Source organism: Cypionkella sp., assembly GCF_030652235.1.
Classification (GTDB): Bacteria; Pseudomonadota; Alphaproteobacteria; order Rhodobacterales; family Rhodobacteraceae; genus Cypionkella.
The window spans coordinates 132,436-150,645 of the sequence record NZ_JAUSBA010000040.1 but is presented as its reverse complement, the minus strand read 5'-3'; the positions used below and the strand labels follow the sequence as shown (position 1 = coordinate 150,645).

Below are 18,210 nucleotides of genomic sequence, written 5' to 3'. Positions count from 1 at the left end.
GTTGTGAATGAGTGTATGAAAAGGCTGAATGTGAGCACAGCAGATAACGCAGGAACTGGCCTTTCAGGCGCTGGTTCTGTTGATACAACAGCCCAAGACAATGCCGTTCGCCACCAGCTTCAAATCGAAGCCTTGCGTATCCTTGAGCAGGGCGTGGTGATCTATGATGCGGAAGACAAGTTCGTCTATTGCAACCAAATTTTTCGCGACTTTTATCCACTGAGCGCGCCTGCATTTCTGCCTGGCCGTCCATTTCAGGATATTCTGCGCTATTCTATTGCGCACGGCCAGATTGTTGAGGCCGAGGGCCGGGAAGACGCATGGATTGCCGAGCGGATTGCCAATCGGCGCACCGCCGGTCGAACCTCAGAGCGAACGATGATGGATGGGCGTGTTTTGCGTATTGTCGAGCATGCTTTGCCAAACGGCGCACTGATGGAGGTTCATACCGACATCAGCAAGCAATTCCTGGCAGAACAAAAGCTTAGCAATCTGATCAACGGCGCTGAGATTTGTTCATGGGAATGGAATGTCATCACCAGCGAACACCACGTCAACGCAAATTGGGCGGCGGTGCTGGGGTATCAACTGGAAGAGCTGGGCCTGGTGACGTTTGAAACTTGGCGGCAACGCGTGCATCCTGATGATCTGGAGGCCACTGAGGCGCTGTTCAACAAGTTGTTTGACGACCCGCACTATGCCTACAGGGCCGAGTATCGCCTGCGTCACAAGGCGGGGCACTGGATCTGGGTGCTTGATACCGGGCGCACGGTCCATTGGGGGCCGGACGGAGCGCCGGGTCTGATTGTCGGCGCGCATGTCGATATCAGCGCGCAACGGGCGCGGGAAACCGCGCTGGCCGAGGTGAAAGCGGAACTGGAGCGGTCGCTGTTCGAGCGCGCCAAGGTCGAACAGCGCCTGATCGACATTGCGACCGTGTCGGATGGCTGGCTTTGGGAGATGGACCGCGACCGGCGTTTTATTTTTGTGCTCGATGGCGAGCATTTCGATGCTGGCGGCATCCCCCGGGAAGGCTTAATTGGCAAAACGCAAGAGGACTGGTTGCAAGCCCACCCAGATATGCTGCCGGGCATCGATTGGAATATCATGTTGTCGGCGTTGAACTCGAATCAGCCGTTTCACGATTTTGTCTATCGTGCGCCACAATCGACCGATGGCATTGTGCGTTGGCGCCGGATGAGTGGCGCGCCGGTGTTTGACCAGACGGGCACTTTCGCGGGCTTCCGCGGTGTTGGTTCTGATGTGACGCAGCTTTATGTGGCTAAGGCCCATGCCGAGGAAGCCAGCCGGACCAAATCGAAGTTCTTGGCCAATATGAGCCACGAAATTCGCACCCCGCTGAACGGCGTTCTGGGTATGGCCGAGCTTCTGGAATCATCGCTTGAGCAACCTGATCAAAAGCGCATGATCGGCACGATCCGGCGCTCGGGCGAGGCATTGCTGAATATTCTCAATGATATTCTGGACATGTCCAAGATTGAGGCTGGCAAGATCGAGTTTGAGGAGCTGCCGTTCAGCCCGCTTGATCTGGCCAAACGGATTGAAGATCAATACGAATTGCGCGCCGATGAAAAGGGCTTGGATTTTGAAGTTCTGATCGGATCCGGCGCGGAATTGTTGCGGGTGGGCGATCCGCATCGGGTGCAGCAGGTGCTGCACAATCTGGTCAGCAACGCGATCAAATTCACCGATCGCGGTAAAGTGACGGTCAAGATCAGTGGACGCGCGACAATTCCGCTGCTGATCGAGGTGCGCGATTCCGGGATCGGCATGACACCGGAGCAAGTGTCGCGACTGCATGACGAGTTCAGCCAAGCCGACAGCTCAATCACCCGGCGTTACGGCGGCACGGGTTTGGGCATGTCGATCACCCAGTCTTTGGTTGATCGCATGGGCGGCGCGATCTCGGTCGATTCCGCACGCGGGCGCGGCACGACGATCAGCGTGACACTGCCGTTGCCGCTGTGTACCGTGGCGGCTGACCGGGTTGCAAAAGCCCCGATGGCCGCAATTGGTCTTACGGGGCTGCGTCTGCTGGCAGCTGACGATAACCAAACAAATTGCGCCGTACTGGAAATGATGCTGTCCCGACTTGGCGCAGAGGTGGTCATCGTCAACGATGGCGCAAAAGCTGTGCAGGTTTGGGAAGCCGGGCGGTTTGACGCAGTGTTGCTGGATATTGCGATGCCCGTGATGGACGGCCCGACGGCTTTGCGGGAAATCCGCGCGCTTGAGGCGTTGCACGGCGTCCTGCCGATCCCGATCATTGCCGTGACAGCCAATGTGATGGCGCATCAGATCGCAGACTATATCGCTTGGGGGTTTGACAGCTGTATCAGCAAGCCGATCAGCTCGATTGATCTGTCGCTGGCTATCAGCTCTTTGGTTGGATCGGCAGCAAAATCCTTGCCGTAAGGCAAGCTTAGACTGCGCCTTAGGTGTCCAGCAGGGATTCCATTTCCACCAGAAGAGCCTCTAGCATGGGATCAACGATCAGCCGAAAATACTCAGGATCGGCACATTTTTCCAGATTTTCGGTGATGGTATGATCCAAGGCCGCCGCGAGCTGTCCGGTTCTAAAAAAACCAAGCGTCGCCCCCACGCCAGAGATTTTGTGGGCGATGTCGGCGATCTTCGCCACCTCATCTTGTGGGTTTTTGCCATGCCGAACAAGCTTGCGATAGACTTCAAGGGCCATGATGCGTTCAACAATCAAGCCGAGAAACATCGCGCGTGCGGGCTCTAGTACGGCCGTCATGTCCTTGTTTCCGCCTGCTGATCCGACAAAGAATCGCAATCCGGTCATGCGGCGGTCCACCAAGCCTTGGTCTTTACGTCCGAGCGTGATTGGGCAAGTGTCACCGCGTGATCAAGGATACTTGTGGGATTGAACAGGCCAAAGAACGAGGTGCGCGCCAAATCCCCGACTTTGATCTGCGGCACGGGTAGACGATCTGCCGCATAAAAGCTGGCGAAATCTTCGAGGCCCGACTGTATTTTCGCTTCCAATTCAGACCGGTCTGTTGACATAGCCTGCGACAACACGGCGACGAAATTGCCCGCGCCGGCGTAGGCAATCATCATCTGTTCGGACTTCACCGCATCACTGATCGCCGAGGCGACATCGCCCAGCATGTTCACAAAACCCGAGGGCGAAGATTCTTTGAAGAATGCATGCGCATTATTTACTGAAATGCCAAAGGCCGCGGTGGAGTACATCCGCTTGCCTCCCAGCATCAGCAGGTAGTTTTCAAGTGCAAGATATTCGACGCCGCGCTCAAATCCGGGGATCGGGAACGGGGTGTCAAAATCCACGTCGATGGCGATGATGTCGCTGCGCTGGTCAAACTTCTTTTCGAGGGAAGCCGTGAGGCTGCGTTCTTTCAGCAAACGCTCTGCCATGCCGATGCGGGCTTTCAGGTCGATCGGGTCAAGTGGCTTGGTGATGTAATCGGTCGCTCCGGCGGCAAATGCATCATCTATGAAGCGTTTGCCGGTCATCGCCGTGATCATTACGATCGGCGTCCGTCGATAGTCGGGCAAATTGCGCACATTGTGGCACAGTTGCACACCGCTCATGCCCGGCATCTGGATATCCAGCAAAAGACAATCGAACGCTTCCTCTGCTTCTACCAATTTGAACATTGCTTCGTGACCAGAGCGCGCGATGGTCACATCGTCTTTTCCAAGAGCGCCAAGCATCGGACGTAGGACTCCCAGAAAAATCGGATCGTCGTCTACCGCAAGGATCTTCATTCCTAACCCCAATCGTCTTTTGCGCCTTCTGGTTGCATAGCATTTGCATGGCACTTTGCTAAACCTTATCGACAAACTAAACACAAACTTTGTCAAATATTGGGCAAAAAAATCATTTACCTGAATTCTGTCGAGAATATTTTCGCGCTAAAGTTGTTTTTTGCTGCACTCATGGGCCGACCCTCACTGCGCTAGCGGTTGAAGTCTTGCAGAATCGACGTGCCGGGCAGTGCAAGATCTGCGTGTTTTCGTGCTTGTCCGCTGCATTCGGGCGACCACCCGATTGGCCATAGCCATCGTTTTTGCCGTGGCAAGAACCGGGAATAAAATACTGACTTTAATGATTATTTTTTATTTTGGGGCTTCGAAAAGTGGATGCGCCGTGTTGGCCATGCTGTAGTAACCAAGATCTATTGACATGCGGTCGGATGAAGCGAGGCGAGGATCAGGTTGGAATGTGCAGCAAAGACGAAGCTGCACAACAACAACCCAAGCGCGAGCGTCAGCGCAAACCAAAGCGCGCGCGTGCGGGCTGTCAGGGCGAGGGCGACGAGCGCACGGGGAATGGGTTTTAGCACGACGGCCCCCGTATCGCTTTGGCGATGAGGCCGATTCTGATTCTTCCTTAACGTGCAATGTCTGCGGCGCAAAAGCCTGAACTGCGCCATAGGCAATGGTCCAGAACGCCCCGAAGCGGCCATCACGAAGATGACCGAGGCCGCAACGCTTTGTGCTGGGTCAAGCTGTGCGAAGGCCGCCTGCGTGGCCTGCGGCGCAAAGCGCATGATCAGGCGAAACACCGCCAAGCGTCTGGGATGACCGAACGCGGCAATAGCGTGGGGGATTGGTGTTGCCTCTATCGTTCCTGAATGCTGGAAATGCTGATGTGGCAAGCGAAGTTGTTGTAACTACTGGGCCTTAGGCAGCTTTGGCGGAAGTTACTGACAGGCAAAAACCCGCATCACCCAGTCTTGGGGTGGGCTTGACAGCTTTCCAGTTTCTATTTAACGTGTTAATTATAGCGAAGGAGAGTAATATGCCGCATCTGACCATCGAGTATTCTGCCAATCTTGACGGCAAGATCGACATGGCGGGGCTTTGCCGGGCGCTTCATGCTGCAATTTTGGCGAGCGGTTTGTTTGAAATGGGCGCAATCCGGGTCCGGGCTGTGCGATGCGCGGCGTATGCGGTGGCGGATTTGCTGGCGGAAAACGCCTTCGCCGATTTGTGGTTGCGGATTGGGGCAGGGCGCAGTGCTGCGGACAAGGCACGGGCGGGCGAGATGATCTTTGCCGCTGCCACTGCGCATTTTGCGCCGCTGTTTAAGACCCCGTATTTCGCGCTGACGCTAAATCTATCCGAACTCGATCCGGCGCTCAGCTGGAAGAAAAACGCCATTCATCCGCGCCTGCGCGCAAAATAGGGCCCCGAGATGTCAGATCTGACGACCAATATTGCCCGAGCTGACGGGTATCTGGCGCGGTTCCGCAGCGAAGGCGTGCTGAACCACATCGGTGGCAAGGCGGTGCCCGCGCAGGATTGCGCGACGTTTGAGATCATCTCTCCGGTTGATCTGCAGCCTTTGGCGCAGGTGGCGCACGGCAAGGCGGCGGACGTGGCGCAAGCTGTGGCGGCGGCGAAGGCAGCCTTCCCGGTATGGCGGGCGATGGAGGGCGAGACGCGCAAGGCGTTGCTGCACCGGATTGCCGATGCGATTGAGGCGCGAGCCGAGGAGATTGCCTTTGTCGAGGCGATGGACACCGGGCAGTCTATTCGGTTCATGGCGAAGGCTGCGCTGCGCGGCGCAGAGAATTTCCGCTATTTCGCCGATCTTGCCCCCAAGGCGCGCGATGGTCAGACCCTGCGCGCCAAGGGGCAGGTCAACATGACCACCCGCACGCCGATTGGTCCAGTTGGCATCATCACGCCGTGGAACACGCCGTTCATGCTGTCGACGTGGAAAATCGCTCCGGCTTTGGCGGCGGGTTGCACGGTGGTGCATAAGCCCGCCGAATTCTCGCCGCTGTCGGCCCGTCTGCTGGTGGAGATTGCTGAAAGTGCGGGCCTGCCTGCCGGGGTGTGGAATCTGGTGAATGGATTTGGAGAGGATGCAGGGCGGGCTTTGACCGAGCATCCCGATATCAAGGCGATTGGCTTTGTGGGTGAGTCGCGCACGGGCAGCATGATCATGAAGCAGGGTGCCGATACGCTGAAGCGGGTGCATTTTGAACTCGGCGGCAAGAACCCGGTGATCGTATTTGCTGACGCTGATCTGGAGCGGGCGGCGGATGCGGCGGTGTTTATGATCTATTCGCTGAACGGTGAGCGTTGCACCTCGTCGTCGCGGTTGTTGGTCGAGGCGCAGATTTACGATGCATTCACAGGGATGGTGGCTGAGAAAGCCAAGCGGATTGTGGTGGGGCATCCGTTGGACCCCAAGACCGTGGTCGGGCCGCTGATCCATCCGGTGCATGAGGCAAAGGTGATGGAGTATATCGAGATCGGTCGCGCCGAAGGGGCCACTGTCGCAGCAGGTGGTGCCAAATTCGCGGGGCCGGGGGGGGGCTGCTATGTCAGCCCGACGCTGTTTACCGGCGCGCATAACCAGATGCGGATCGCGCAGGAGGAGATCTTTGGCCCGGTGCTGACCGCGATTCCGTTCAAGGATGAGGCCGAGGCCTTGGCGATGGCCAATGACGTGCAATACGGCCTGACGGGTTATCTGTGGACATCGGATGTCACCCGCGCCTTCCGCTTCACCGATGCGTTGGAGGCAGGGATGATCTGGGTGAACTCGGAAAACATCCGCCATCTGCCCGCGCCGTTTGGTGGGGTGAAGAACTCCGGGATTGGCCGAGACGGTGCGGAGTGGTCGTTCGATTTCTATATGGAAACCAAGAATATAGCCTTTGCCACCCAAGCGCACGCCATTCCGAAACTTGGCGGCTGAAACCACAATAATTGCTTCCACGGAGGAAGAAAATGCCCGTTCCCAGCCCCGTACTCTACCCTGCGTTCAACGTCATTCGGCTGAGCCACGTTGAGCTTGCCGTCAAAGATCTGGCCGCCAGCCGGGCATTTTACGTCGATCTGCTGGGCTTGCAGGTCAGCCACGAGGACGCCGAGGCGATCTATCTGCGCGCGATGGAGGAACGCGGCCATCATTGCGTGATCCTGCGCAAGGCCGATATGGCGGCGGTCCATGTGCTGGGTTTCAAGGTCTATGCCGAGGCCGATCTGGACGCCGCCCATGCTTTCTTCTCGGCGCAGGGTTTGCCCGTGGCTTGGGTAGAACGCCCGTTCATGGGCCGCACTTTGCGCACGGCTGACCCGCACGGGATTCCATTGGAATTCTACGCTAAGATGGACCGCTTGGCCCCTATCCACCAGAAATACGCGCTGTATCATGGCGTCAAACCACTTCGGATTGACCATTTCAACTGCTTCTCGCCCGACGTCGATGCTTCGGTCGCGTTCTACAATTCCTTCGGCTTCCGGGTGACGGAGTATACAGAAGATGCCGAGAGCAAAAAGCTGTGGGCGGCGTGGATGCATCGTAAGGGCGGCGTGCATGACATGGCCTTCACCAATGGCCGTGGCCCGCGCCTGCACCATCTGGCGTTCTGGGTGCCGACGCCGTTGAACATCATCGACCTGCTCGATCTGATGGCGACCACCGGATATGTCGGCAATATCGAGCGTGGGCCGGGGCGGCACGGTATTTCCAATGCGTTTTTTCTGTATATCCTTGATCCAGATGGCCACCGCACCGAGATCTATTGCTCGGATTATCAGACGGTTGACCCTGATCTTGAACCGATCAAATGGGATCTGAAGGACCCGCAGCGCCAGACGCTTTGGGGCGCACCTGCGCCGAAAAGTTGGTTCGAGCATGGATCAAGCTTTGCCGATGTGGCGATGCGGGACTCGGCCCTGGCCGCGCAACCGATCATAGCGCCATAGGGGGGTCTTGGATGAAATTTGCCAGCTTTACCCATCAGGGCCTTAGAGCTTGGGGGGCCATCACCGCGGGCGGGGTGATTGATCTGTCGGCGCGTCATGCTGCCGTTTGGCCTACCTTGCGCGCGGTGATCGAACAGGGCGCTTTGCCCCGGCTGAGCGATCTGTCGATGGGGCAGAATCCTGATTTTGCGGTGTCTGAGATTGCATATGACATCCCGATCACGGCCCCCGAGAAGATCCTCTGCGTTGGGGTCAACTTTCCTGAACGCAACGCCGAGTATAGGGATGGCAAGGAAAATCCGCCGTTTATGTCGCTGTTTCCCAGGTTTGCGCGCTCGTTCACTGGGCATGGTCAACCGCTGATCCGCCCGCCGGAAAGCCAGCAGTTGGACTATGAGGGTGAGGTCACGATCATCATCGGCAAGGCAGGGCGCCGGATTGCCGAAAGAGATGCCCTTGGCCATATCGCGGCGCTGACCCTGTGCAACGAAGGCACCATCCGCGACTGGGTGCGCCATGCCAAGTTCAACGTCACGCAGGGTAAAAACTGGGACAACTCCGGCGCGATCGGGCCGTGGATCGTGCCCTATACTGATGAGGCGCAACTGGCGGACATTGGTTTGCAGACGCGGGTGAATGGCGCGGTGCGGCAGAGTGATCGCACCAGTCGGATGATGTTCGGCTTCCGGCAGATCATCGCCTATATCTCAACCTTCACCACACTGGTTCCGGGGGATGTCATCGTCTGCGGCACGCCCACTGGGGCGGGCGCGCGCTTTGATCCGCCAATCTGGCTGAAGCCCGGCGATGTGGTAGAGGTCGAGGCTGATGGCATCGGTATTCTGCGCAACACCATCGCCGACGAGGTTTTATAATGCTGTCGAAACCTGAGATCGATGCCGCCGCCGCGCGCCTTGTGGCAGCAGAGAAAACCCGCGTGCAAACCGGGCTGTTGTCGCTGTTACACCCGGCCATGACGATGGATGATGCCTATGCGGTGCAAGCCGCCTATGTGGCGCAGCGCCATGCCGAGGGGCGGCGCACCATCGGCTGGAAGATCGGGCTTACGTCAAAGGCGATGCAATATGCGCTGAATATTGCTACCCCGGATTCGGGGGTTCTGTTGGATGATATGATGTTTGAGAATGGCGCCACGATTGCGGCGGATCGGTTTATCGAGCCACGGATCGAGGCGGAATTGGCCTTCGTGCTGAAAGCGCCGTTGCAAGGTCCGGGTGTTTCGGTGACCGATGTGATGAACGCCACCGATTATATCCTGCCCGCGTTGGAGATTTTAGACACCCGCATCCTGCGGGCCGATCCCGACACTGGCAAGGCCCGCACCATCGTCGACACCATCTCGGACAATGCCGCCAATGCGGGCATCGTCACGGGCGGGCGGGCGATGCGGCCGGATAGTTTTGATCCGCGCTGGGCCGGTGCCATCGTGATGCGCAATGCCGAGGTCGAGGAAACCGGGCTTGGTGCCGGCGTGTTGAACCAGCCCGCGCGAGGCGTGGCATGGCTGGCCAATCGCCTGTCGCAGTATGCTCAGCGCATTGAGGCCGGGCAGATCGTGCTTTCAGGTTCGTTCATTCGCCCGATTGAGACGCGTCATGGCGATACCATTCTTGCCGATTTTGGCCCCTTGGGCACGGTCGGCTGTTTCTTTGCCTGACAGATCATGATGCCGGGCGTCTTTGCCAAGCTCAATTCGGCCCGTGTCGGCTCTGCAGATTAATCGTCACCCAATCTCAAGGATCAACGCACCTTCAAGCCGATCCAGCGCCAGCGTCAAAACTCCGGCCTCGCAAGCGATATCCTTGCCGTTCAGGTTTGCGGTTTTCAGGCCAGCGCCAAGACCATGCGGGTTCAGGATTTTCACCACACAGGGCGCGGGGCCGAGGGTCAATCGAAGTTCCACCTGCGGCCAAGCCTTTGGAAAACACGGCGCGAAGCGTAGGGTGTCGCCTTGGCGGGTGAGGCCCAGCAGCCCCTCAATCCCGGCGCGGTACATCCATGCGGCAGAGCCGGTATACCAGGTCCAACCGCCGCGCCCTTCATGCGGCGCGACAGAATAGACATCGGCGGCAATCACATAGGGTTCGACCTTGTAGCGCGCCGCCTCGGCGGGTGTCAGGGCATGGTTGATCGGGTTCAGCAGGGCGAACAGCGCACCCGCCGCGTCACCGTTGCCAAGCCGGGTCTGCGCCAGCACCGCCCACATTGCGGCGTGGCTATATTGGCCGCCATTCTCGCGCAGGCCGGGTGGATAGCCCTTGATGTAGCCGGGATCTGGCATCGAGTGGTCAAACGGCGGGGTGAACAGAAGGGCTGCGTCGGGTTTGATCAGGCGATCCGTCATTGACTGCATTGCCGTAGCCGCACGTTCAGGGACCGCAGCCCCCGACAGCACCGCCCAAGATTGCGCGATGGAGTCGATCTGACATTCCGCCGAACTGGACGACCCCAGCAGGCTGCCATCGTCAAAGCGGCCCCGGCGATACCACGCGCCATCCCAGCCGTCGCGCTCAATCGCCAACCGCACACTTTCCGCATGAGCCTGCCAACGGGCGGCGCGAGTGGGGTCGCGGGCTTCAACAAAGGGGCGCATGGCGCGGATTGTGGCGATCAGCAGCCAGCCCAGCCAGACAGAGGTGCCTTGCCCCGCCTCGCCGACGCGGTTCATACCGTCGTTCCAGTCGCCTGTGCCGATCAGCGGCATGCCATCCGCTCCGGTCAGTTCAATCGCCTGATCCAAGCCACGCGCGCAATGTTCAAACAGCGTGGCGGTGGTGTCGGAAATGCCGGGTTGGAAGAAATTGTCATGCTCACCGGGGCGCAGGTCGGCGCCTTCGAGGAAGGGGAGAATCTCGTCCAGAACCGTGGCATCGCCAGAGACGCTGATATATTGCGCCACCGCATAGCTAAGCCAGACCCGATCATCCGAAATTCGCGTACGCACGCCTTGGCCCGAGTGCGGCAGCCACCAGTGCTGCACATCGCCCTCGGGGAACTGCCGTGCTGCGGCGCGCAGAAGGTGCGCCCGCGTCATTTCGGGCCGCAGGGCGGTCAGCGCCATGCCATCTTGCAACTGGTCGCGGAAGCCATACGCGCCGCTGGCCTGATAGAACCCGGCGCGGGCCCAGATGCGGCAGGCCAAGGACTGATACATCAGCCAGCCGTTCAGCATGATATCCATTGCGCGATCCGGGCTGCGCACTTGGACGGTGCCGAGCAAGTCACCCCACCACGCCTTTACCTCATCCAGCACCGCTGTCAGATCGCGGGCGCGGGTGGCAAGGATCAACGCGCGGGCCTCTTCCAGGCTGGTGGTTTGGCCCAGTAGGAAGGTGACATCAACGCTTTGCTCTGGTGCGAGGGTGATTTCACGTTGCAAAGCGGCGCAGGGATCAAGCCTTGGTCCGGCATTGCCAGAAAGATCACTCAGCCGCGCAGGGGCAGCCATTGAGCCCCCACGCCCCAGAATCTCGGCCCGATCCGCGCTGCGGCTGGTGGTTTCAGCCCCCAGATCGGCAAAGGCCACCCGGCCCGGAAACGCCATGCCGCGCGGATTGCGCACCAGTATCGCACCCGTTTCTGCGTCAATCTCGGTGATCAGCGCCGTCGCCGTAGCCCCGCGCGAGGTGCCGAGCACCCATTCGGCATAGCCCGTCACCGAAAGCCTGCGGTCGCGATCCGAGGTGTTGCGCAGCGTCAACTGCGTGATTTTGACCGGGGCATCCATCGGGACAAACTGCATCATATCGGCTTCGATGCCGTTGGCTGTGTGCTGAAAGCGGGAATAGCCAAAGCCGTGGCGGGCGATGTAGCTGCCGTTGCTGCGGATGGGCAGAGCGGTGGGGGTCCAGATTTGCCCGGTCTCAAGGTCTTGCAGATAGATCGCTTCGCCCGCCGGATCGCTGACGGGATCATTTGACCATGGGGTGATCTGGTTCTCGCGGCTGTTTTCGGCCCAAGTGAAGCCGCTGCCATCGGCGGAAACTTGGAAGCCAAAGCTGGGGTTGGCGATCACGTTGATCCATGGCGCGGGACTGGTTTGGCCATCTTGCAGCACAGTCACATATTCGCGGCCATCCAGATCAAAACCCCCGGTTCCGTTGAAGAACTCCAGTTCTGGAGGAGTGATCGGCGCGCTGGGCAAGGCAGACAGCACCAGCTTTTGCGGCGCGGGGGCTGGGGTGGCAGGCAACAGATCAAGCTGTGCGCCGATGCTGCCCCGGCTGGCGATCAGCACCATGGCGGCTGCGGCCACCAGCCGTGCGCGTGTCTCAGGTGGGGTCATATCGGCGCGCAACGTGTAGATCTTGCCCGCGGTTCCTGTCTTGCCCGGGCGGGCTTGGGAAGAGCGCACGGCGGCGTCAATGGCGATTTGAAGATCTTGCACATAGGACGAGGCGCGGTCGTTCAGGATCACCAGATCGACGGCCAACTGCCGCATCTGCCAGTATTCTGCCGCCGCAAGCACCTCTTGCAGCCGCCCGATATCCTCGGCATCGCTGATCAGGAACAACACGATGGGCAGATCGCCCGAAACCCCCAAGGCCCACAGATCAGATTGCGGCCCGGCCCCGGCGCGGATTTGCGCCGCACTGGCCCGCAGCCGGCCATCACCGCGCACCAACATACCAGCCAGCCGTTGGAAGTCCGAGGCGGTGGTGGCACTGATACCCAGATGGCGCAGTTGCACCTGCGTTTGGGTCCAAGCCAGCGTCACCGCCCGACCAAAGGCAGACGAGTCGCGGTGGCGTTCGACAAGATCCAACAAAGCCTCGGGCGTGTCGGCGATCATGGTCCAGAACGTCACGCGCACGCGGCCGCCACCGGGGATCAACACGCGACGCCGCAGCGAAAATACCGGGTCCAGCACGGTGCCGATTGTGCCCGAAAGCGGGGTCTCGGCAGCGGCAGGATTGCTGAGCATCTGCCCACGCCCGATGAATTTCGCGCGATCCGTTTCGTATTGCAGGGGTGCGGTTTCGGCACCTTCCACCACGGCGAGATGCGCGGCCCACACCTCGGGGTCAGACGGACTGCGCTTGCGCCGTGTGGCGATCAACACGCCCAGTTCGGGCAAATAATCGGTGACAACGAACAGCTTTGAGAACGCCGGATGCGACAGATCGGCAGAGGCGGCCGCCAGCACGAGTTCGGCGTAAGAGGTTACGTCAATCTCACGCGGATGACGCCCGGTGTTGGTCAGCGTCACGCGACGGGCTTCGGCGTCATCCTCGGCAGAGACCACCACCTCGGTATGGGTCAGCAGATGGCGGGCGGTATGGGTGAAAGCCGCGTGATGTTCACAAAACACCGCGCGGTGCAGGCCGGGATCGCGTCCGGTGGGCAACACGCCCGCCGACCATTGCCCGCCCGAGCGCACGTCGCGCAGATAGATAAAGCCGCCATGCTGCGCCTGTGTGGCATCGGCGCGCCAGCGGGTGACGGCCAGATCGCGCCAGCGGCTAAAGCCTGCTCCGGTTGGGGTCAGCGTCACGCCATAGCTGCCGTTGGACAGCAGATGCGCGGTGGGTGCCACGGTGACCGGGCTTTCAAAATGGCGCACGACCGAGGCGGAAAGCGTTTCAACCGCCGCGACCAAGACTTCTTTGGCGCGGGGCGGAGCGATGGGCACATCGCGCGGCACCCGTTCTTGCAACAACAGCTCGACCGCCTGAATGATCGGCTCGGCATGGAACCGGTCGCGCAACAGCCCGTCGTGCAGCACATTGGCGATGGCGGTGATGGTCATGCCCTGATGATGCGCCATAAAACTGCGCACCACGACATTGGTGGCACCTTCGGGTAGGCGGGACGCGGTGAAATCCAGTGCTTCATAGAAACCAAAGCGGCCTTCTGCGCCGAGATCAGCCAAAGCCGCGTAGTTCTGCAGCGCCGCTTTGGCATCGACCATGGTGGCAAGTCCAGTGGCATAGGGGGCCAGCACGCGGTTTTCGCTAAGCCCGCGTTTCAGCCCCAACCCCGGCACGCCGAAGTTGGAATATTGATAGGTCATTTCCAGATCGCGGGCATTGTAGGCAGATTCTGATATCCCCCATGGCATACTTAGACTTGCCGCATAGGCCTGTTGTTGCTCGACAATCCTACGGTTGGTCTCCTCCAGCACCGACCCCGCAGGCGCACGCATCACCAGCGACGGCATCAGATATTCAAACATGCTGCCCGACCACGAAATCAGTGCCGATCCCGCGCCGATGGGGGTGGCCCCACGACCCAGACGGAACCAATGCCGGGTTTCCACATCGCCCTTGGCAATCGCAAACAGGCTGGCAAGCCGGGCCTCAGACGCCAAAAGGTCATAGCAGTTGGCGTCAAGCGTGTTGGTCGAGACGGAAAAGCCGATCGACAGCAGCTTCTTTTCCGGCTGCATCAGAAAGCCGAATTCCATATCCATCGCGAATTGCCGTGCCTGATCGCCCACGGCGCGCAAGCGTTCGGGGGAAACCGGATCAGCCAGTTGGCTGGCGTGACTGGCGGCAATAGCCCGAGTCCAGAACGCGAGTTCCGAACCTGCTCCAGCATGGGCCTCAGCCAATATGGCGGCCTCTGTGGCGCGGGCGGGATGGTTGGCGACCTGTTCAAGCAAAGCAGAGAGGCGCGGGTCTGGGTTGGCCGAAAGCGCCTCAAGCGCCAAAGCCAGCGCATCGTGCAGCCCACGCAGATCGGGTGCCGCGGGGCGTGTTTGCCATTCTTGGCAGGCCTGCGCGACGGCAATCAGATGGCCGGCAAGGTTACCGCTATCGACGCTGGAGACATAGGCCGGGTCCAGTAGGCGCAGGTCTGAGGTGTCGTACCAGTTATAGAGGTGGCCGCGAAACCGTTGCAACTGCTGCATGGTGGTCAGGGTTTGCTCCAGCCGCGTCACGGCCTCGGCCTGACCGATCCAGCCCATGTCTTTCGCCACCGTCACCGATAGCAGATACAGGCCGATATTGGTGGGCGAGGTGCGGGTCGCCACCACCGGACGCGGGGTTTCCTGAAAGTTGTCAGGGGGCAAAAAGTGGTTAGCCTCGGTCACGAAGGCCTCAAAATAGCGCCAGGTGCGCCGGGCGATCAGGCGCAACGCGGTGCTCTCGGCGGTGGTCAGCGGCGGCGCGGTGCGGCCCATGCGGGGCAGGCTGACCAGGCGTGCGATGGCGGGGGCGGTCAGCCAAATGGCAGCAAAGGTCAGGGCCAGAGGCCAGATCGGTGCGTTCAGCACGACGACCAAGCCACACAGGAACAGCCCCAGCGCCACGCCGCGCGCTTTAAGCAGATAGAACCGAGCATAGCTGGGAAGTCCGCCGCTGCTGGATTGCGCCGCTGTCAGCCATTCCAACAAATGCGTGCCCCAGCGCAGCCGCATCGCGGTGCGCGCAATCGCATCCAACATCAGTGCCGACGTATCCGCCAGAAAGGCCACCGTCAGGGCGATCTGCGCAAAGGCAAGCTTAACATCCGCCAGCAGCGCTTGAAAATGACTGCGCGCGGTGATCCCCGCTCGCCCCGGCAGAATGGCCAAAGGCAGCGCGATCAACCTTGGCAGGGCTAGTAACACCAGCACCGCCGCCGTCCAAGCTAAGGCCTGCGGCAGCGGCAACAGCCAGCCTGCAAGCAACGACAGCAGTGTCATCGGGGCCAGCAGAGAACGGCGCAGATTGTCTATCATCTTCCAGCGATTCACCGCCGAAATCCCGCCCGTGGTTTTCCGTTTGCCACTGATCCACGGCAACAACTGCCAATCGCCGCGCACCCAGCGGTGCTGGCGGCGGGCGTCGACATCTTGGCGGGCGAGAAAATCCTCGATCACTTGAATATCGGACACAAGACCCGCACGCGCAAAGCTGCCTTCGAACAAATCGTGACTTAACATGGTGTTGTCTGGCACCCGGCCGTCGATGGCTGCCATGAAAGCATCAACGTCATAGATGCCTTTGCCGGTAAACGACCCTTCAGAGAACAAATCCTGATACACATCCGAACACGCCGCCGCATAGGGCTCGATCCCGCCGGGACTAGAGGAAATCCGCTGATAAAGCGAACCATCCAGCCCCAGTGGCAAGGCTGGGGTCACTTGCGGCTGCAAAATGCCGTAGCCCGATGTCACACGCTGCGTGGCGGGATCAATGACCGGGCGGTTCAGCGGATGCGCCATTTTGCCGATCAACCGCCGCACAGTGTCGCGCAAAATCCGGGTGTCCGCGTCCAGCGTGATGACGAATTTCACGCCTTGCGGCACCACAGCACCGGGCAAAAAGCTGGTATCCGCAGCCCCGCGCAGCAGGTGGTTTAACTCGATCAACTTGCCACGCTTGCGCTCCCATCCCATCCAGACGCCTTCGGACGGGTTCCATTGCCGCTCGCGGTGCAGGAATAGAAACCTGTCGCCATCGTCGCAGGGATAGGTGGCGTTCAACTTGGCAATGGCGGCGCGGGCGGTGGTGATCAAAGCGGTGTCTAGCGGGGTGGTGGCCTCGGTTGCATCTGGGCCATCGGACAACAGCGCGTAATGCAGCGCCCCACCGATGCTGGAGAGGTGATGCACTTCTAGCTGTTCGATCTGCTGCATCAGGTCTTGCACATTGGCCAGCAAAACCGGCACCGCAACAAGCGTGCGCAGATTTGCGGGGATGCCGTCTTCCAGCGACAGGCCCGGCAGCGGTTTGGGCCCGACCAGCCGAGTGATCAGCAGATTGACCAGTGCGGTTCCAGCCTCAACCGCCAGCCAGACGCCACTAAGGATCAGCGCTGCGCTGTGCAACCCGGTCAGCCATAAGGCCGCCGTCAGGAACAGCACGGCAGCCAAAGCAATCGCGCCCAGATACCCCGGCAACCCCATCCGCCGCCATTGTCGACCCAGTGTGAGGCGCAGGGGCGGCGCATAACCAAGAGCGCGACTTAGGGCATCGCGACCTGCGCCAAGCAGCGCAAAACCCGGATCACGCGCGGCAGGCGTGTCGCCCGTTTGCGCCATGGTCAAAGCGGCCTCTGCCACCGCAGCCTCGTCATGGCCTGAATGGCGGGCGAGCATTTCAATGGCGGTGCGGTAACTGTTGCGGGTGGCAAAATCCATCTCGCGATAGCCCGAAGCTGCGCGCAGGCGTGCTTCAATCAAGCTGGACGCTTCGAAAAAATCGGCCCAATCCAGTTCAGAAAGCCGTCGCATCGAGGCGACGATATTGCGCATGGTGACATTCGACGCGCCTTGCCGCGCCTGCGCATGGGCCACCACCGTCTCAACCGACAGGCCCAAATGCCGCAAGCGGTCCTCAAGCCAGCCCGACAGTGGCGTTTCCGCCGGATCGGTGCCGCGTAGGCGTTTGGCGACCTGCGCCACCATGATCTCGGACAGGTCAACACCATCTAGCCCGGCCAGAACCGTGTGGGCAGAACCACCGGAAGCGCTGGAGGCCAAGACCCGATCCACCAAATCGTCGGCAGCTTGGCGCAAGCGGGTTGCTTCGGTGATCTGCTCGGCCAAGCGGCGCATATTCTCGATCAACACGATACGCAGGGTGATCGCCACCGCCCATAACTCGCCAATCGTCAACGGCTGAACCGTTTGATAGGCTTGGACAAAACGTAAAAGGGCGGTCTCAGACAACAGGCTATCGGTATGCGCAACATAGGCCCATGCCAATCCCAACACGCGCGGATATCCCGCAAGCGGCCCATCGGCGAGTTTTGGCAAATGTCGGTAATAGCCGGGCGGCAGATCGTCTTCGATCTGGCGCAACTGTTGCTCGACGATGTGAAAGTTGTCCAACAACCACTCGGCGGCGGGGGGGATCGGTTGGCCTGCATCCAGCGACTGCGCACCAGATCGGTAAGCGACCAGCAAGGCATCGGCGTTGTCTTTGACCCGGACCAGAAGGCTGGACACCGCAACCGGGCGGCCTTGGCTGATGGGTTGAGCCGCTGCCAAGCTTACCGCGTGATGCTCTAGCCGCTCGATCCCAAAGAGATCAGAGCGGATCGGGGCTTTGTCACCCCACAACTTGTCGATGGACGTGCTCTGCAGCCAACCGGCACGGCGCAAGCGCCCCCTCACCTTGTGTGGGCCACGCTAACTTGTGCTGGCTGCGGCTGCGGCTGGTCATTTGGCGGCGTAAGGGGTTTGGCTTGGCTTGGCGCAAGCCGGGTATTTTGCGGCAAATCGGACCGCACCCGACGGGCCATCGCCGCCCATTTGACCTCGATCTGGTCCCAATTCATCGGCTTTCCTTTCAAGATTCGCAAATATGGAAATACAACTCGGACGAGAGGCAATCGTTCCCATCGCGCGATGTTTTGTTTGGGCCCAGGCTGTGCAGGGCCGCTGTGTTCACAGGGTGCTTAGACCGGCGTTTAACACGTGCCGGGCATCGGCACCGGGCGGGCTAAGGCAAATGGCGCGCCGATCGGGGGCAGGCAACAACTGCCAAGCCACTGACACATATCATCACATTCCAG

General features: G+C 60.1%; 10 protein-coding genes. 6 read left to right on the top strand and 4 right to left on the bottom strand.

Annotated features, from left to right (window positions below):
- Positions 1-30: 30 nt before the first annotated feature.
- Positions 31-2,436 carry an ATP-binding protein gene (locus Q7V03_RS13760; RefSeq protein ID WP_304926164.1) on the top strand — a complete coding sequence of 802 codons (2,406 nt, stop codon included), beginning with the start codon at positions 31-33 and terminating at the stop codon, positions 2,434-2,436.
- A 19-nt stretch (positions 2,437-2,455) separates the two neighbouring features.
- Here Q7V03_RS13760 and Q7V03_RS13755 read toward each other — a convergent pair whose 3' ends face one another.
- From Q7V03_RS13755 to Q7V03_RS13745, 3 genes are all read right to left on the bottom strand, one after another.
- Positions 2,456-2,779, bottom strand: a complete 324-nt coding sequence (locus Q7V03_RS13755; RefSeq protein ID WP_304926163.1) for an Hpt domain-containing protein — start codon at positions 2,777-2,779, stop codon at positions 2,456-2,458.
- A gap of 44 nt (positions 2,780-2,823) precedes the next feature.
- Positions 2,824-3,777, bottom strand: a complete 954-nt coding sequence (locus tag Q7V03_RS13750; RefSeq protein WP_304926162.1) for a PleD family two-component system response regulator — start codon at positions 3,775-3,777, stop codon at positions 2,824-2,826.
- 410 nt (positions 3,778-4,187) lie between these two features.
- Positions 4,188-4,355 carry a hypothetical protein gene (locus Q7V03_RS13745; protein ID WP_304926161.1) on the bottom strand — a complete coding sequence of 56 codons (168 nt, stop codon included), beginning with the start codon at positions 4,353-4,355 and terminating at the stop codon, positions 4,188-4,190.
- A gap of 458 nt (positions 4,356-4,813) precedes the next feature.
- Between Q7V03_RS13745 and Q7V03_RS13740 the strand changes: the two genes are divergently transcribed.
- Genes Q7V03_RS13740 through hpaH form a run of 5 tightly spaced genes read left to right on the top strand, consistent with a single transcriptional unit; the run spans position 4,814 to position 9,418 of the window.
- Positions 4,814-5,200, top strand: coding sequence for a 5-carboxymethyl-2-hydroxymuconate Delta-isomerase (locus tag Q7V03_RS13740; RefSeq protein WP_304926160.1), 387 nt, complete (start codon positions 4,814-4,816; stop codon positions 5,198-5,200).
- 9 nt (positions 5,201-5,209) lie between these two features.
- On the top strand, positions 5,210-6,727 hold the full coding sequence (gene hpaE / locus Q7V03_RS13735) for a 5-carboxymethyl-2-hydroxymuconate semialdehyde dehydrogenase (protein ID WP_304926159.1): 1,518 nt from the start codon (positions 5,210-5,212) through the stop codon (positions 6,725-6,727).
- A 32-nt stretch (positions 6,728-6,759) separates the two neighbouring features.
- On the top strand, positions 6,760-7,740 hold the full coding sequence (gene hpaD / locus Q7V03_RS13730; RefSeq protein WP_304926158.1) for a 3,4-dihydroxyphenylacetate 2,3-dioxygenase: 981 nt from the start codon (positions 6,760-6,762) through the stop codon (positions 7,738-7,740).
- Positions 7,741-7,751: 11 nt separating this feature from the next.
- Positions 7,752-8,615: a fumarylacetoacetate hydrolase family protein gene (locus tag Q7V03_RS13725; protein ID WP_304926157.1), complete on the top strand. Its 864-nt coding sequence runs from the start codon at positions 7,752-7,754 to the stop codon at positions 8,613-8,615.
- Positions 8,615-9,418, top strand: coding sequence for a 2-oxo-hept-4-ene-1,7-dioate hydratase (gene hpaH / locus Q7V03_RS13720; RefSeq protein ID WP_304926156.1), 804 nt, complete (start codon positions 8,615-8,617; stop codon positions 9,416-9,418). Before Q7V03_RS13725 ends, hpaH begins: the two co-directional genes overlap by 1 nt.
- A 66-nt stretch (positions 9,419-9,484) precedes the next feature.
- On the opposite strand, the gene Q7V03_RS13715 is transcribed toward hpaH, so the two are convergent.
- The gene (locus tag Q7V03_RS13715; protein WP_304926155.1) at positions 9,485-17,797 is read right to left on the bottom strand and encodes a GH36-type glycosyl hydrolase domain-containing protein; all 8,313 of its coding nucleotides are present in this window, start codon (positions 17,795-17,797) and stop codon (positions 9,485-9,487) included.
- Between the last annotated feature and the right edge of the window lie 413 nt (positions 17,798-18,210).

Bases quoted from the DNA above. Each gene is read 5' to 3' on its own strand.
- Q7V03_RS13755 (WP_304926163.1), bottom strand. From the start codon at position 2,779: ATGACGGCCGTACTAGAGCCCGCACGCGCGATGTTTCTCGGCTTGATT.
- Q7V03_RS13750 (WP_304926162.1), bottom strand. From the start codon at position 3,777: ATGAAGATCCTTGCGGTAGACGACGATCCGATTTTTCTGGGAGTCCTA.
- Q7V03_RS13740 (WP_304926160.1), top strand. From the start codon at position 4,814: ATGCCGCATCTGACCATCGAGTATTCTGCCAATCTTGACGGCAAGATC.
- hpaE (WP_304926159.1), top strand. From the start codon at position 5,210: ATGTCAGATCTGACGACCAATATTGCCCGAGCTGACGGGTATCTGGCG.
- hpaD (WP_304926158.1), top strand. From the start codon at position 6,760: ATGCCCGTTCCCAGCCCCGTACTCTACCCTGCGTTCAACGTCATTCGG.
- Q7V03_RS13725 (WP_304926157.1), top strand. From the start codon at position 7,752: ATGAAATTTGCCAGCTTTACCCATCAGGGCCTTAGAGCTTGGGGGGCC.
- hpaH (WP_304926156.1), top strand. From the start codon at position 8,615: ATGCTGTCGAAACCTGAGATCGATGCCGCCGCCGCGCGCCTTGTGGCA.